Source organism: Amycolatopsis sp. NPDC039088 (assembly GCF_055598845.1).
Window position 1 is genome coordinate 34,932 of sequence record NZ_JBVKAE010000026.1, and the last position, 15,538, is coordinate 50,469.

Here is a 15,538-nt window from a genome sequence, read left to right on the forward strand (position 1 = left end):
TATACCCCAAGAAGGAGACACCGTGCCTGAGCAGCGCCCGATCGGACCCGTCGACTCATCGAAGGTGCCCCGGTTCGCCGGTTTCGCCACCTTCGCGAGGCTGCCACGGATCGATCAGGTCGAGCGTGCCGACGTCGCCGTCGTCGGAGTGCCGTTCGACGCCGGGGTGTCCTACCGCCCCGGCGCGCGGTTCGGCCCCGCCGCGGTGCGTGAGGCCAGCAGGCTCCTGCGCCCGTACCACCCGGAACTCGACGTCTCGCCGTTCGCCGAAACGCAGGTGGTCGACGCCGGCGACATCGCGCTCAACCCGTTCAACATCGGCGAGGCGATCGAGACCCTGCAGGACGAGGCCGAGGCGCTGACCGCGAACGGGACGCGCCTGGTGACCGTCGGCGGCGATCACACGATCGCGTTGCCGCTGCTGCGCGCGGCGGCGAAGAAGCACGGTCCGGTGGCATTGCTGCACTTCGACGCGCACCTCGACACCTGGGACACCTACTTCGGCGAGCCGTACACCCACGGCACCCCGTTCCGGCGGGCGTCCGAGGAAGGCATCCTCGACACCGAAGCGCTGTCCCACGTCGGCACGCGCGGCCCGCTGTACGGCAAGCGGGATCTGGAAGAGGACCGCCGCCTCGGATTCGGCATCGTCACCTCCGGCGACGTCATGCGCCGCGGGGTCGCCGAGACCGTCGACGCGCTGCGCCAGCGTATCGGCGGTCGCCCGCTCTACATCTCCGTCGACATCGACGTGCTCGACCCCGCGCACGCGCCGGGCACCGGCACCCCCGAAGCGGGTGGCATGACCAGCCGCGAACTGCTGGAGATCCTGCGCGGGCTGCGGGACTGCAACCTCATCGGAGCGGATGTGGTGGAACTGGCCCCGGCTTACGATCACGCCGAGATCACCGCCATCGCGGCCTCCCACGTCGCCTACGACCTGGTGAGCCTGCTCAGCCTGGGAAAGAGCGAATGACACAACGGATAGGCGGCGACGTCGTCGTCGAAACCCTGCGCGCGCTCGGCGCGGACACCGTGTTCGGGCTGCCGGGCCAGCACGCGCTCGGCCTGTTCGAAGCGCTCCGGCGCGCGGACGACCTGCGGGTGATCAGCTCACGGGTGGAGAACAACCTGGCGTTCGCGGCCGACGGGCACGCCCGCGCCCGGCTCGCCGCGGACCCCGAGGGCCCGGTCCCGGTGACCCCGATGATCGTGTCGACCGGCCCCGGCGCGCTGCTGACCTTGGCCTCACTGCAGGAATCCCGGGCGGCGTCGGTGCCGGTGCTCGGCATCTCCAGCCAGATCCCGGTCGCCGGACTCGGCGGTGGACGGCACGGCTATCTGCACGAACTGCCCGATCAGCAGGCCAGCTTCCGTGACGTCGTGAAGTCGGTGCACGTGGTGCGGACCGTGAGCCAGATCCCGACGGCGCTGCGTGAGGCCTGGGAGTCGGCGTCGACAGCGCCGTACGGTCCGGTGTGGGTCGAAATCCCGCAGGACATCCTGCTGGCGCCGACGGAACTGCCGCGGATCACGTCGGTGACCGCTCAGCCCGCTCCGCTCGCGCCGTTGCCGGAACTGCTCACCGAGGCCGCGAATCTCCTTGGCGCGGCGAAGAATCCGGTGATCCTGGCCGGTGGCGGCGCGTTGCGCTCGGGCTCCCACGCCGAACTGAAGGCACTCGCCGAGGCCTTGCGCGCGCCGGTGCTGTCGACGTTCGGCGGCAAAGGCGTCTTCGGCTGGGACCACGAACTCTCCGGGCAGTCCTGGCTCGAAGACTGGCACAGCACCGAGTTCCTCGCGAACGCCGATGTGCTGCTCGTGCTGGGCTCCGGGCTGGGCGAGCTGTCCAGCAATTACCGCGAGTTCGCCCCGCGAGGGCGGATGATCCAGGTCGAGGCCGATCTCGGGAAGCTGGAGTCGAACTACCCGGCGCTGGGTATCCACGCCGACGTCCGCCTTGTCCTGCAAGGACTTCTGGAGCAGGTGCCGTTCAGCCAATCCGACGGTGCCGCCGAAGCGGCGGTGGCGGATCTGCTGGCCAAGGTGCGCGAACGCCTCGGCGCCCAGCCTCTCGATGTCGAGCGCAAGCTGATCGACGACATCCGGGCGGCGGTGCCCGAGGGCACGCAGACGTTCTGGGACATGACGATCGCGGCCTACTGGGCCTGGTCGGCGTGGAACCCCGATGGCGCGCCGATCCACACCGCGCAGGGGGCGGGAGGGCTCGGCTACGGTCTGCCCGGCGCACTCGGCGGCGCGGCCGCGACCGGCGGCCCGGTGCTGGCGGTGTCCGGCGACGGCGGGGCGATGTACGGCATCGCCGAACTCGCCACCGCGGTCCAGCACGGACTCGACGTCACGTGGCTCGTCATCGACGACGGCGGTTACGGCATCCTGCGCGAATACCTGACCGGCGCCTTCGGCCAGTCCACGGCCACCGAACTGGCGCGACCCGATTTCGCCGCGCTGGCACGCTCTTTCGGTCTCTCCGCCACGGTGTCCTCTTTGGACACGATCGGCAAGGACCTCGCCGACGCGCTGGGCACGCCCGGTCCTTCGGTGGTCGTCCTCCCCGCTTTGCTGAAGATGTTCGAGCCGACCCACCTGGAGAAGAAATGACTCAGGTCCTGAACTTCGTCGACGGCACCGAGGTACCGGCGGCGGGCTCGCGGACGCTCGACCTGGTGAACCCCGCGACCGGTGAGGTCTTCGGCACCAGCGTGCTGTCCGAACAGTCCGATGTGGACGCCGCGCTGGCGGCCGCGGACCGCGCGTTCAAGGTGTGGCGCAAGAGCACGCCCGCCCAGCGTCAACTGGCGCTGCTGAAGATCGCGGACGCGGTCGAGGCCCGCGCGGAGGAGTTCGCCGCCCTCGAAATCCGGGAGACCGGGAAGATCCGGTCCGTCGTACTGGACGAGGAGATCCCAGAGTGTGTCAGCGCGCTGCGGTTCTTCGCCGGTGCGGCCCGGCAGCTCGAAGGCACCGCGTCCGGGGAGTACCTGCCGGGGCACACGTCGGCGATCCGCCGGGAGCCGGTCGGTGTCTGCGCGCAGATCGCACCGTGGAACTACCCGCTGATGATGGGTGTCTGGAAGATCGCCCCGGCGCTGGCCGCCGGGAACACCGTCGTGCTGAAGCCCGCCGAGACCACGCCGTCGACTGCGGTGCTGCTGGCGAAGGTCGCGGCGGAATTCCTGCCGCAGGGCGCGTTCAACGTGCTGTGCGGCGACCGCGACACCGGCCGCGCGCTGGTGAGGCACCCAATCACCGAGCTGGTGTCGATCACCGGATCGACACGCGCGGGCATCGACGTCGCCACCGTCGCGGCCGCCGACCTCAAGCGCACGCACCTGGAGCTGGGCGGGAACGCGCCACTGCTGGTCTTCGGTGACGTGGACCTGGCCGAGACGGCGGAAGGCATCGTCGGCGCGGCGTTCTACAACGCCGGGCAGGACTGCACCGCGGGCAGCCGGGTGCTGGTGGACGCGGCGATCCACGACGAGTTCCTCGCGGAACTGACCAAGGCCGCCGCCGTGCAGGCACCCGGCCGGGATTTCGGCCCGCTCAACAGCGAGGCTCAGTTCGACCGGGTACGCGGGCTCGTCGAGCGGCTGCCGTCCCATGCTCGCGTGGAGACCGGTGGCCTGCCCGCCGGTGACCGCGGTTTCTTCTTCTCCCCCACCGTGATCTCGGGTCTGAAGCAGGACGACGAGATCGTGCGGGAGGAGATCTTCGGCCCCGTCATCACCGTTCAGTCCTTTGTGGACGATGACGAGGCGGTGCGTCTGGCCAACGGCGTCCCCTACGGACTGGCGTCGTCGATCTGGACCAACGACCTGGCACGCGCGACCCGCGTCTCGGGCGAACTCGACTTCGGCTGCGTCTGGGTCAACACCCACGGGCCGCTGGTCGCCGAAATGCCCCATGGCGGCTTCGGGCACTCGGGCCACGGAAAGGACCTCTCGTCCTACTCCTTCGCCGAGTACACCCGCGTGAAGCACGTCATGACCCGCTTCGCCTGACCCGCGTTTCGCCCTCTGGACGCGGTAGTTGCGTGTGCAAGGACCGCATTCAGAGGACTAAACGCGTACTTGGAGGTCCCCATGGGTGAGAAGATCACCGAAGTCGAGCAGCACGGAATCGCGCCGATCCCGCCGGAGGAGCAGACGTCGCGGCCCCGCGACCTGTTCCGCATGGCGTTCGGCGGCGCGAACACCTTCGCCACCATCATCCTCGGGACGCTCCCGATCGCCTTCGGCCTGAGCTTCTGGGCGGCGGTGGCGGCCACCGTCGCGGGTGTGGTCGTCGGCGCGCTGGTGCTCTCGCCGATGTCGTTGTTCGGCCCGCTCACCCGGACCAACAACGCCGTCTCCTCCGGCGCGCATTTCGGCGTCGTCGGCCGTTGTGTCGGTTCCTTCCTCTCCCTGCTGACGGCGATCACCTTCTTCGCCATCTCGGTCTGGGTCAGCGGGGACGCCGTCGCCGGTGCGGCACAACGGCTTTTCGGCTTCGACGGCGGTGAGGTGCTCCGCGGCGTCGCGTACGGCGTCATCGCGATCGCGACACTGGTGGTGTGCATCTACGGCTATCGGTTCATGCTGCTGGTGAACCGGGTCGCCGTCGTACTCGGCACGGCGATCATGCTGCTCGGGATCGTCGCCTACGGCGGCACCTTCGACCCCGGTTTCGCCGGCACCGGCGTCTACGCCCTCGGCGACTTCTGGCCGACCTGGATCCTGGCCGCGCTCACCACGATGGCGAACCCCATCTCGTTCGGCGCCTTCCTCGGCGACTGGACGCGCTACATCCCCGCGCGCCACAGCCGCCGTTCCCTGCTGGCCGCGCCGTTCCTGGCGCAGGTGGCGACGTTACTGCCGTTCGGCTTCGGCATCGCCACCGCGACACTGGTCGCGGACCCCGGCGACTACATCACCGGACTGACCGCGATCTCCCCGCTCTGGTACGCGATCCCGCTGATCGTGGTCGCGCTGATCGGCGGGCTGTCCACCGGCACGACGTCGCTCTACGGGACCGGGCTGGACTTCAGTTCGATCTTCGTGAAGCTGAGCCGGGTCCAGGCGACGCTGCTGATCGGCTCGCTCAGCGTGGTGTTCATCTTCGTCGGCAATTTCGTACTGGACATGGTCTCCAGCATCAACGCCTTCGCCACGCTGATCGTGCTGTGCACCTCGCCGTGGATGGTGATCATGATGATCGGCTTCGTGCTGCGGCGCGGGTTCTACGACCCAGACGACCTCCAGGTGTTCAACCAGGGCCGCGAGGGCGGCCGCTACTGGTTCACCCGAGGCGTGAACTGGCGTGCGATGGCCGCATGGATCCCGGCGACGACACTGGGCCTGCTGACCGCCAACACGCCGATGATCGCCGGACCGTTCAAGGACATCGCGGGCGGCGTCGACATCAGCATGGTGGTGACGCTGTGCACGGCGGCGATCGCTTATCCCTTGCTCGTCAAGCTCTTCCCTGAGCCGCGCGAGGTCTACGCGTACGCGGAACCCGTCGCGACACCGGCGGTCGTGATCGCGCAAGAGGCCTAGGCGAAGCGACGCAGCGCGCCGAGGAACAAAGCGTCGAAGGCGCGGTCCGGGAGCACCCGGCGCACGAACAGGATCGGCTTGGCCCCGAAACCCGCCGCGTAGCGGGTCTTCGGGCGCCGGGTCCGGACCGCCTTCACGATGACGTCGGCGATCACCTGGGGCTTGGAGCCCCGGGCGGCCTGGTCGAAGAACTTCGCCAAGGCCTTCGCCTGCGGCGCGTAGGCGGTGTCGCCCGAGGTCTTCAGCAGGTTGTCGATGGCGATGCCACCCCATTCGGTCTTGATGGCGCCGGGTTCGATCACCACGACGTCGATCCCGAACGGCTTGAGCTCCAGCCGCAGCGAATCACTCAGGCCTTCGACGGCGAACTTCGTCGAGTGGTACCAGCCGCCGAGCGGCTCGTAGATCTTGCCGCCGATCGACGAGACGTTCACGATCTTGCCGGAGCCCTGTGCGCGCATATGTGGCGTGGTGAGCTGGACCAGCCGCGCGAGACCGAAGAGGTTGACCTCGAACTGGTACTTCCCCTCCGAGAGCGGCACGTCTTCGAAGGCGCCATACGAGCCGTAGCCCGCGTTGTTGACCAGGACGTCGATGCGGCCGGTCTCCTCGATGATCCGCTCGATCCCCGCGACCATCGACGCGTCGTCGGTGACGTCCATCTTGAGGACCTCGATCCCGCGTTCGGCGAGCCCCGCCATCCGCTCGACGCGCCGCGCGGCCCCGTAGACCGTGTAGCCCGCGTCCTTCAAGGCGAGTGCCGTGGCTTCGCCGATCCCCGCCGAAGCGCCCGTGACCAGTGCGACCTTCATCGTCGATCTCCTAACTAACCAGTTGGTTGCTAACTCAGGCTGCCACGGCCTGATCTGGATGTCAACCAAACAGTTAGTTAGAGTGGGTCCCATGGTCAGGGACAAGGAAGCGACCAAGCGGAAACTGCTGGACGCGGCGACGCACGAGTTCGCGACGTACGGCATCGCGGGCGCCAGGGTGGACCGGATCGCGAAGAACGCCGGCGCCAACAAGGCCCTGATCTATGCCTACTTCTGCAGCAAGGAAGAGCTTTTCGAGAAGGTCGTGCAGGAGCAGGTGGACCTCGCGATCAGGTCCGTCCCGATCACTCCCGACGACCTGCCCGGCTACGCGGGACGGCTGTTCGACCGCTACCTCGAACACCCCGAAGTCCTGCGGCTCATGGGCTGGCTCCGGCTGGAGCAGGGCTTCGACGCCATGCCGGAAGCCGAACGACGGGCATACGCGGACAAGGTCGCCGCGATCCAGGCGGCACAGCGCTCCGGATCCGTGCCGGACCACTTCGACGCCGAGGAGTTGCTGAGCCTCGTCGTGCACCTGTCGATCCTGGGCTTCACCTCCGCCGCCGCGACCCGCGACCTCGTCGTCCGCTCGGTCAACCGGCTCGTGGGAACCTGAGACACTTTTCGCGCGACCACTGGGTAAATCACCTGGGAGGTCGTCTTGCAGCGCCGAACTTTTCTGCGTGCTTCAGCCTTGTCCGCCGGTCTCGTGGGCGTCACCGCGCCCGCCGCTTCCGCCGCCGCCCCGTTACGGGTGCAGATCCTGATGTTCGACGGCGTGGAGGAACAGGACTTCATCGCACCCGTCGAAGTACTGGGGCTGGCGGGGAAACTCACCGGCGGCGCCGTGGTCACCTCGCTCGTGGCGGCGGGCCGGCCCGGACCCGTGAAATGCACTTATGGCACCGTCGTCGAGGTCCCGCGCGGCTGGTCGCCCGGCGAGGCCGACGTCCTCGTGGTGCCCGGCGGCGGTTACACCGACCGGAACGGGCCCGGGGTGCACCGGCTCAACGCCGATCAGGGTTTTCTGCGGCGTCTCGCCGCGTCGCGGGCGCTGCCCGTCGGGATCTGCACCGGCACGATGGTGCTGTCCGCCGCCGGCCTGACGAAGGGCCGCAACGCGACGACACACAACGGCGCGAAGGCGGATCTGGCCGCACAGGGCACGAAGGTGATCGACGCGCGTGTCGCCGACGACGGGGACCTGATCACCGGCGGCGGGATCACCGCGGGACTTGAGGTTTCGCTCTGGCTCGTGGAGCGATTCCTGGGCGCGAAGGCCGCGCAGCGGGCCGAGGTGGTGCTGGAGTACGAGCGGCGAGGCACCGTCTGGCGGGCCTAGCGCGTGCTCTGAAAGGTCCTTTCCTTGCAAAATTTGCACGGAAAGGACCTTCCATGGCGCTTGTCAGCTCGCCGACTTACCTGTCCGAGCTTGCCGAGCAAGAATTCGGCTCACCGTAGCTTGATTCGTGTGGTTGGCCTGAGCGATCTGCCGCTGTGAGATCCCCATCGCGGCAGCTTCGCAAATCAACTCATGCTGGGCCTTTGTCGCCAAAACGGTCGCGTTGGCCGCCTGTCGCATCGCCCCAAACATGTCAGCTCGGTCGAGGGCGACGAAAGTGGACACCTTTTCCATGTCGGCAAGATAGCGTTGCGGTATCTAAATCACTGACCAAACACGCGCGACCGGCGGCGCGTGAAGGCCCCCTTTTCTCGGCTGAGCCCAGGGCCCCGGCAAAGTCGCATAATCGCTGGTCGGCTCCATTGCTAGCGCGGGTCAAGGCGAACGTGTCGTGGCGGACCCGGCGGGAGCGGATTCATACAAAGGGGCCTCACCTGGCTCCCGACTGTCCATAAGGGACACTTCTCGGGACAAAAATGCCCGATTTGGGCATCTTGCACGGTTTCGCGAGGGGCCGAGTGGGTGGTTTCGCGTGGCTGGATGGATGGCGCGTGTGATCAGACGGAGGACACGTGTGACTGGATGGATGACACGCGGGAGCGGCAGGTTTCGTCGCGTGTTCTCCGTTCACTCACGCGTGCCCTCCGCCGGATCACGCGTGTCGCCCGATGGCAGGTACCTAAGACACAAGTAGCCCTCACCCGAACCGCCACTCACACCATTCCTCCGAAACCACACCCGCAGCCCCGCGGCCTCCAGAATCAAGCCTGCCCTACCTCGACTTTGCCGGGACCCTGACCTTGAGAGCAGGGAAGGAGGCCTTCACGCGCCGCCGGTGTGACTGGTGGTGCCGCTGAGGCTCATGATGGCCCTCCAGGCTCGCCCGCCGTAGGTACCTAAAACACACTTGGCCAGAACCGTCATTACCACTCACGACCACCAAGCTCAGCGATGCGTGTCCTCCGGCGCCGGAGTCCGGCTGGCCAGTTTGGCCGACCACTCGGTGACCCGCCGCGCGACGTCCTGCGCGGTGAGCCCGACGCGGGCCAGCACCTCTTCGCGCGAGCCGTGCTCGTGGAACACCTGCGGCACCGCGAGATCGCGCAGCGGCACGTCGCATTCGGCGTCGCGGAACAGCGCGGACAGCGCGGAGCCGAAACCGCCGTGACGGCCGCTGTCCTCGACGGTCACCACCAGCTTGTGCTGCTCGGCCAGCGCCACGAGTTCCGCGGGCGCCGGGACGACCCAGCGCGGGTCCACCACGGTCACACCGATGCCCTGGTCGGCCAGCCGGTCCGCGGCGGCGAGCCCGAGCATGGCGAACGCGCCCACTGCGATGAGCAGCACGTCGGCGTCGCCGGACGGCTTGCGCAGCACGTCCACCGTGCCGACGCGTTCGACGGCGGGCACGGAGTCGATCACGCCGCCCTTGGAGAACCGCAGTGCCGTCGGCCCGTCCTCGACGGCGACGGCCTCCCGCAGTTCCTCTCGCAGCGTGCCGGCGTCTCGCGGCGCGGCGACGCGCATGCCCGGCACCATGCCCAGCAGCGAGAGGTCCCACATGCCGTGGTGACTCGGCCCGTCCGGCCCGGTGATACCGGCGCGGTCCAGCACCAGCGTCACCGGCTGGCGATGCAGCGCGACATCCATCAGGACCTGGTCGAACGCCCGGTTCAGGAAGGTCGAGTAGACGGCGACGACGGGGTGCTTGCCACCCATCGCGAGCCCCGCGGCCGAGGTCACCGCGTGCTGCTCGGCGATACCGACGTCGTACCAGCGGTCCGGGTACGCCTCGGCGAACTTGTGCAGCCCGGTCGAACGCAGCATGGCCGCGGTGATCGCGACGACGTCCTCGCGGTCGGCGCCGATCTTGACCAGTTCGTCGGCGAAGACGCCGGTCCAGCTCGGGCCCTTGACCGGCGGCAGACCGGTTTCAGGGTCGATCGGGTCGGTCTGGTGCATCTGGTCGGCTTGGTTGGTCACGGCGGGCTCGTAGCCGTGGCCTTTCTCGGTGACCACGTGCACGATGACCGCGCCGCCGAAGTCGCGGGCGCTCTGGAACGCCTTCTCCAGCGCCGCGAGATCGTGGCCGTCGACCGGGCCGAGGTACTTCAGGCCGAGGTCGGAGAACATCATCTGCGGGCTCAGCGCGTCTTTGAGCCCCGCCTTCGCCGCGTGCAGTGCCGCGTAGATGGGCTTGCCGACGAACGGCGTGTGCCGCAGCAGTTCCTTGCCACGGTCCAGCACGCGCTCGTAGCCCGGCTTCAGCCGCAGCGCCGCCAGGTGGTCCGCGACGCCGCCGATGGTCGGCGAGTACGAGCGGCCGTTGTCGTTGATGACGATGACGACCGGACGGCGCGGGTTCGCGGCGATGTTGTTGAGCGCCTCCCAGCACATGCCGCCGGTCAGCGCGCCGTCACCGACGACGGCGATCGCGTGCCTGCCGCCACCGCCGAGTTCGAACGCCTTCGCCAGACCGTCCACATAGGACAACGCGGTCGAGGCGTGGCTGTTCTCGACGAGGTCGTGCTCACTCTCGCCGCGCGCCGGGTAGCCGGTGAGGCCGCCGAGCTGGCGCAGCTTGCCGAAGCCGTCATGACGGCCGGTGACGATCTTGTGCACGTACGCCTGGTGGCCGACGTCCCACACGATGGCGTCGCGCGGCGAGTCGAAGACCCGGTGCAGCGCCATCGTCAGCTCGACCACACCCAGGTTCGGGCCGAGGTGACCACCGGCGAGCCGCACCTTCTCGACGAGGAAGTCCCGGATCTCCGCGGCCAGCTCCCCGAGCTGATCGGAGTCCATCCGCTTCAAGTCGGCCGGTCCGTGCACGGACTCGAGCAACGTCACTCTCCCACCTCGCCTGATTCCTCTTCCGCCGTTCCGGCCAGTCTACGGAGCCCGGCTGAGAACCTTCCGTCCGCCGCGTCACGGGTCACATGTCAGAAAATCACCACACGGTACCCAATGGTGTGAACATGGTCTCTTTTGCCAAGTAGCGGTCACGTCAGGTGGCCGACATAATCGCTCCTCGACGGTTAAGAAGAAGCCCGGTTGGAGTGGCTTGATGGCGGATTTTTTCATCGGTGGCGAGTGGGTCGACGCGGTCGGCCGCGGTCGCAGGGAAATCCGCTGCCCGGCGGACGGATCACTGGTCGCGGAGGTCGCCGAGGGCACCCGCGAGGACACCGAAGCGGCCATCGCCGCCGCGCGGAAGGCGTTCGACACCGGTCCTTGGCCGCAGACGCCCGCGCAGGAACGCGGTGACCTGCTGCTGAAGACCGCCGACCTGCTCGACCGCGACGTCGCGGCCTTCGCACGCGCCGAGTCGCTCGACACCGGCAAACGGCTGGTCGAGAGCGAATACGACATGGCGGATATCGCCGCCTGCCTGCGCTACTTCGGCAAACTCGCCGCCAACGACGCCGGCCGCGTGGTCGACACCGGCAACCCGGACGCGTTCAGCCGGATCGTGCACGAGCCGGTCGGCGTCTGCGGGCTGATCACGCCCTGGAACTACCCGCTCCTGCAGACCATCTGGAAGGTCGCCCCCGCGCTCGCGGCGGGCAACACGTTCGTCCTCAAGCCCAGCGAGCTGACGCCGCATACCTCGATCATGCTGATGAAACTGCTGACCGAGGCCGGGCTCCCCGCCGGCGTCGCGAACCTGGTGCTCGGCGCCGGCGCGCAAGCCGGGGCGCCTCTTTCGGAGCATCCGGATGTCGATCTCGTCTCGTTCACCGGCGGCCTCGCCACCGGCAAGATCATCGCCGCGTCGGCCGCAGCCACCGTCAAGAAGGTCGCGCTGGAACTGGGCGGCAAGAACCCGAACGTCGTCTTCGCCGACTCCGACTTCGACACCGCCGTCGACTACGCGCTGACCGCGGTGTTCCTCCACTCCGGTCAGGTCTGCTCGGCCGGGGCGCGGCTGATCGTCCAGGAGGAGTGGCACGAGAAGTTCGTCGACGAGCTCGTCCGCCGTGCCGAACTGATCCGACTGGGTGGACCTTTCGACCCGAAGGCTGAAACCGGCCCGCTGATCTCGGCCGCCCATTTGGAAAAGATCGAACGCTACGTCGCGGCCGCGCTGGAAGAGGGCGCCGTCCTGCGCACCGGCGGCAAACGCCCCGACGATCGCGAGCTGGCGAAGGGCCACTACTACCTGCCGACGATCCTCGACAACGTGAAGCAGGGCAGCAGCGCCGTCGTCGACGAATCGTTCGGCCCGGTACTCACCGTCGAGACCTTCACCGACGAGGACGACGCCGTCCGCATCGCCAACGACACGCATTACGGCCTCGCGGGCGCCGTGTTCACCTCGGACGCCTCGCGCGCGCAGCGGGTCGCGAACCGGCTGCGGCACGGCACGATCTGGATCAACGACTTCCACCCGTACCTGCCGCAGGCGGAATGGGGCGGCTACAAGCAATCCGGCTTCGGGCGCGAACTGGGCCCGACGGGCTTGGCCGAGTACACGGAGGCGAAGCACATCTACCAGAACCTCCGGCCCGCACCACAGCGCTGGTTCTCCGGGGAGCCCGCGTCCAGCTAAAGAGGGGAAAGTGCCGATGAGTACTCCTTCCGACGACGGCCTTGCCGGTTTCGGCTACAAACAGGAACTCGAAAGAACGCTCGGCAATTTCCACACCTTCGCCGCCGGGATCAGCTACATCTCGATCCTGACCGGGACCTTCCAGCTGTTCTACTTCGGTTTCAGCTTCGGCGGGCCCGCCTACTGGTGGTCGTGGCCGATGGTGTTCGTCGGCCAGCTGATGGTGGCGTTGTCGTTCGCCGAACTGGCCGCGCACTATCCCGTGGCCGGGTCGATCTACAACTGGTCGAAACGGCTCGGCAGCCCGCACGTCGCCTGGCTGGCGGGCTGGATGATGCTGACCGCCTCGATCGTCAGCATCGCCGCGGTCGCGCTGGCCTACCAGATCACGCTCCCGCAGATCTCGTCGTTCTTCTCGTTCTCCGGTGACAGCGCGGTCAACGCGGTCATCCTCGGCACCGCCCTGATCCTGTTCACCACGCTGGTGAACGCCTGGGGCGTCAAGCTGATGGCGCGGATCAACAGCGCCGGGGTGTTCATCGAGCTGATCGCCGCGGTCCTGCTGATCATCGCGCTCGCGGTGAACATCACCCGGGGTCCCGAGGTCGTCATGCAGACCAACAACACCGGCGCCGACCAACCGTGGGGCTACTTCGGCGCGTTCCTGGTCGCCTCGCTCGCGTCCACGTACGTCATGTACGGCTTCGACACCGCCAGCTCGCTCGGCGAAGAGTCCCATGACCCGCGCAAGAACGCGCCCAAGGCGATCCTGCGCGCCCTGATCGCGTCGTTCGTCATCGGCGGGCTGATCCTGCTGCTGGCGCTGATGGCCGTCGGCGACATCAACAACCCCCAGATCGCGACGGGCGGCCTGCAGTTCATCGTGCTCGACGTCCTGGGCAGCACGGTCGGCACGATCTTCCTGCTGGCGGTCGTCATCGCCATCACGGTGTGCAACCTGGCCGTGCAGTCGGCGTCGATCCGGATGATGTTCGCGATGGGCCGCGACAACAACCTGCCCGCCGGGAAACATCTGGCGAGGGTGTCGCCGAAGACCAAGACCCCCGTGGTCCCCGCGATCGTCTCCGGCGTCATCGCGGTGCTGATCCTGGTGGTCAACGTCGGCCAGCCGCAGATCTTCACGGTGATCACCAGCATCGGCATCATCATGATCTACCTGGCGTACCTGCTGGTCACCATCCCGATGCTGGTCAAACGGCTGCGCGGGCAGTGGCCGCCGCCGAAGGTAGCGGGGACCAAGTACTTCTCCCTCGGCAAACTGGGCCTGCCGGTCAACATCCTCGGCGTGCTGTGGGGCGGCGCGATCGTGGTGAACCTGGCGTGGCCGCGGCGCGAGGTCTACAACGCGACCGAGCCGTACCACTGGTACCTCGAATGGGGGGCCGTGCTGTTCGTCGGCGCGGTGGCGGTCGTCGGTTTCGCGTATTACTGGTTCGTTCTGCGGCACAAGAGCGGCGTCCTGGCCGATCACGCCGCGGCGGCACATCCCGAGGAGGCAGCACAGTGACCGGAGAGTTCGACTACATCGTCGTCGGCGGCGGGACGGCGGGCTCGGTGGTCGCGGCGAGACTCTCGGAGGATCCGGACGTCACCGTGGCACTGCTGGAAGCGGGACCGTCCGATGTGGACGACCCCGCGGTGCTGGAGCTGACGAAGTGGATGGCCCTGCTGGAATCGGGCTACGACTGGGACTACCTGGTCGAGCCGCAGGAGTCCGGCAACTCCTTCTTGCGCCACGCCCGCGCGCGAGTGCTCGGCGGTTGTTCGTCGCACAACTCGTGCATCGCTTTCTGGGCACCGGCGGAAGACCTCGACGAATGGTCGTCACTCGGCCTGCCAGGCTGGTCCGCGAAGGACATCTTCCCGCTGTACAAGCGTCTTGAGACCAACGACGGTCCCGGCGACCACCACGGTCGCTCGGGCCCGGTGACCATCCGCTCGGTACCGCCGAACGACCCGACCGGCGTCGCGCTGCTCCAGGCGTGCGAGCAAGCCGGGATCCCCCGGGTGGAATTCAACTCCGGCAAGACCGTGACGCACGGCGCGAACTGGTTCCAGATCAACGCGCGCGAAGACGGCACCCGCTCGTCGGCGTCGGTGTCCTATCTGCACCCGATCATCGGGAAGCGGCCGAACCTGGAGATCATCACCGGCGCCCGGGTCCGGCGGCTGCTGTTCGACGGCAAACGCTGCACCGGAGCCGAGTATCTCGCCGACGACCTGATCCACGGCATTTCCTTGCGTGCCCGGCGCGAGGTCATCTTGTCCTCCGGCGCGATCGACACCCCGAAACTCCTGATGCTGTCGGGAATCGGCCCGGCCGAGCATCTGCGCGAAGTCGGCGTGGAGGTCTTGGTGGACTCCCCCGGCGTCGGCGAGAACCTGCAGGATCACCCCGAGGGCGTCATCCAGTGGGACGCGCTGCAACCGATGACCACCGAATCCACGCAATGGTGGGAAATCGGCATCTTCACCACCACGGAGGACGGCCTCGACCGGCCGGACCTGATGTTCCACTACGGCTCCGTGCCGTTCGACATGAACACGCTCCGGCAGGGCTACCCGACCACGGAGAACGGCTTCTGCCTGACACCGAACGTCACCCGGTCCCGATCGACCGGCACCGTGCGGCTGCGCACCCGCGACTACCGGGACAAGCCGAAGGTGGACCCGCGGTACTTCAGCGACCCGCACGACATGCGCGTGATGACCTACGGCATCAAACTGGCGCGCAAGATCGCCGAGCAGCCCGCCCTGGACGAATGGGCCGGGACGGAACTGGCGCCGGGCAAGGACGTCAAGACCGACGACGAGATCGCCGACTACCTGCGCAAGACACACAACACGGTCTATCACCCTTCGTGCACCGCGAAAATGGGCGGTGACGACGACCCGTCGGCCGTGCTGGACGCCCGGCTGCGGGTGCGCGGTGTCGAGGGTCTGCGGGTCGCCGACGGTTCGGCGATGCCGTTCCTGGTCGCGGTGAATCCGTGCATCACGACGATGGCGATCGGCGAGAAATGCGCGGACATGCTGAAGGAGGACGCGCGCTCCTGAGTCGCTGCTGGCTTTGGTTTCGGCTTTGGGCACGTTGGGGTGGGGCGGGTCCTCCGGGATTCGCCCCACGTCTTCACTGCGGCGGTGTCGGTACGGCGCGATCGCGGCAGGGTCGGGGCGAGAACATCGA

The 15,538-nt window shown here is 67.9% G+C and carries 12 protein-coding genes; 9 read left to right on the plus strand and 3 right to left on the minus strand.

Annotated features, from left to right (window positions below):
- The first annotated feature begins 22 nt into the window (after positions 1–22).
- The 4 genes from speB (at position 23) to ACZ7KI_RS29285 (ending at position 5,561) form a co-directional block, all read left to right on the plus strand.
- Entirely contained in the window at positions 23–976 is a 954-nt protein-coding gene (gene speB, locus ACZ7KI_RS29270; RefSeq protein WP_470276275.1) for an agmatinase, read from the plus strand.
- On the plus strand, positions 973–2,622 hold the full coding sequence (locus tag ACZ7KI_RS29275; protein ID WP_470276276.1) for a thiamine pyrophosphate-binding protein: 1,650 nt from the start codon (positions 973–975) through the stop codon (positions 2,620–2,622). Before speB ends, ACZ7KI_RS29275 begins: the two co-directional genes overlap by 4 nt.
- Entirely contained in the window at positions 2,619–4,025 is a 1,407-nt protein-coding gene (locus ACZ7KI_RS29280; protein ID WP_470276277.1) for an aminobutyraldehyde dehydrogenase, read from the plus strand. The genes ACZ7KI_RS29275 and ACZ7KI_RS29280 overlap by 4 nt, the downstream gene beginning before the upstream one ends.
- Positions 4,026–4,106: 81 nt before the next feature.
- Positions 4,107–5,561 carry a purine-cytosine permease family protein gene (locus ACZ7KI_RS29285; protein ID WP_470276278.1) on the plus strand — a complete coding sequence of 485 codons (1,455 nt, stop codon included), beginning with the start codon at positions 4,107–4,109 and terminating at the stop codon, positions 5,559–5,561.
- Here the strand turns inward: ACZ7KI_RS29285 and ACZ7KI_RS29290 are convergent.
- Complete coding sequence (locus ACZ7KI_RS29290) at positions 5,558–6,373, minus strand: oxidoreductase (RefSeq protein ID WP_470276279.1); 816 nt, start codon at positions 6,371–6,373, stop codon at positions 5,558–5,560. The genes ACZ7KI_RS29285 and ACZ7KI_RS29290 overlap by 4 nt on opposite strands.
- Positions 6,374–6,464: 91 nt before the next feature.
- On the opposite strand from ACZ7KI_RS29290, the gene ACZ7KI_RS29295 reads away from it, so the two are divergent.
- Positions 6,465–6,992 (plus strand): TetR/AcrR family transcriptional regulator, encoded by a 528-nt coding sequence (locus ACZ7KI_RS29295; protein ID WP_470276280.1) that lies wholly within the window; start codon positions 6,465–6,467, stop codon positions 6,990–6,992.
- A gap of 78 nt (positions 6,993–7,070) precedes the next feature.
- Positions 7,071–7,718, plus strand: a complete 648-nt coding sequence (locus tag ACZ7KI_RS29300) for a DJ-1/PfpI family protein (protein ID WP_470276281.1) — start codon at positions 7,071–7,073, stop codon at positions 7,716–7,718.
- Between the two features lie 63 nt (positions 7,719–7,781).
- Here ACZ7KI_RS29300 and ACZ7KI_RS29305 read toward each other — a convergent pair whose 3' ends face one another.
- The gene (locus tag ACZ7KI_RS29305; RefSeq protein WP_470276282.1) at positions 7,782–8,012 is read right to left on the minus strand and encodes a hypothetical protein; all 231 of its coding nucleotides are present in this window, start codon (positions 8,010–8,012) and stop codon (positions 7,782–7,784) included.
- Positions 8,013–8,723: 711 nt separating this feature from the next.
- On the minus strand, positions 8,724–10,628 hold the full coding sequence (gene dxs / locus ACZ7KI_RS29310) for a 1-deoxy-D-xylulose-5-phosphate synthase (protein ID WP_470276283.1): 1,905 nt from the start codon (positions 10,626–10,628) through the stop codon (positions 8,724–8,726).
- Positions 10,629–10,845: 217 nt separating this feature from the next.
- Between dxs and ACZ7KI_RS29315 the strand changes: the two genes are divergently transcribed.
- Genes ACZ7KI_RS29315 through ACZ7KI_RS29325 form a run of 3 tightly spaced genes read left to right on the plus strand, consistent with a single transcriptional unit; the run spans position 10,846 to position 15,408 of the window.
- Positions 10,846–12,330, plus strand: a complete 1,485-nt coding sequence (locus ACZ7KI_RS29315) for an aldehyde dehydrogenase family protein (protein ID WP_470276284.1) — start codon at positions 10,846–10,848, stop codon at positions 12,328–12,330.
- Positions 12,331–12,346: 16 nt separating this feature from the next.
- The gene (locus tag ACZ7KI_RS29320; protein WP_470276285.1) at positions 12,347–13,858 is read left to right on the plus strand and encodes an APC family permease; all 1,512 of its coding nucleotides are present in this window, start codon (positions 12,347–12,349) and stop codon (positions 13,856–13,858) included.
- Positions 13,855–15,408: a GMC family oxidoreductase gene (locus ACZ7KI_RS29325; protein ID WP_470276286.1), complete on the plus strand. Its 1,554-nt coding sequence runs from the start codon at positions 13,855–13,857 to the stop codon at positions 15,406–15,408. Before ACZ7KI_RS29320 ends, ACZ7KI_RS29325 begins: the two co-directional genes overlap by 4 nt.
- Positions 15,409–15,538 lie beyond the last annotated feature (130 nt).

What these genes read in the sequence shown, in the direction of transcription:
- ACZ7KI_RS29275 (WP_470276276.1), top strand. Translation starts at nt 973, where the DNA reads ATGACACAACGGATAGGCGGCGACGTCGTCGTCGAAACCCTGCGCGCG.
- ACZ7KI_RS29280 (WP_470276277.1), top strand. Translation starts at nt 2,619, where the DNA reads ATGACTCAGGTCCTGAACTTCGTCGACGGCACCGAGGTACCGGCGGCG.
- ACZ7KI_RS29285 (WP_470276278.1), top strand. Translation starts at nt 4,107, where the DNA reads ATGGGTGAGAAGATCACCGAAGTCGAGCAGCACGGAATCGCGCCGATC.
- ACZ7KI_RS29290 (WP_470276279.1), bottom strand. Translation starts at nt 6,373, where the DNA reads ATGAAGGTCGCACTGGTCACGGGCGCTTCGGCGGGGATCGGCGAAGCC.
- ACZ7KI_RS29295 (WP_470276280.1), top strand. Translation starts at nt 6,465, where the DNA reads ATGGTCAGGGACAAGGAAGCGACCAAGCGGAAACTGCTGGACGCGGCG.
- ACZ7KI_RS29305 (WP_470276282.1), bottom strand. Translation starts at nt 8,012, where the DNA reads ATGGAAAAGGTGTCCACTTTCGTCGCCCTCGACCGAGCTGACATGTTT.
- ACZ7KI_RS29315 (WP_470276284.1), top strand. Translation starts at nt 10,846, where the DNA reads ATGGCGGATTTTTTCATCGGTGGCGAGTGGGTCGACGCGGTCGGCCGC.
- ACZ7KI_RS29320 (WP_470276285.1), top strand. Translation starts at nt 12,347, where the DNA reads ATGAGTACTCCTTCCGACGACGGCCTTGCCGGTTTCGGCTACAAACAG.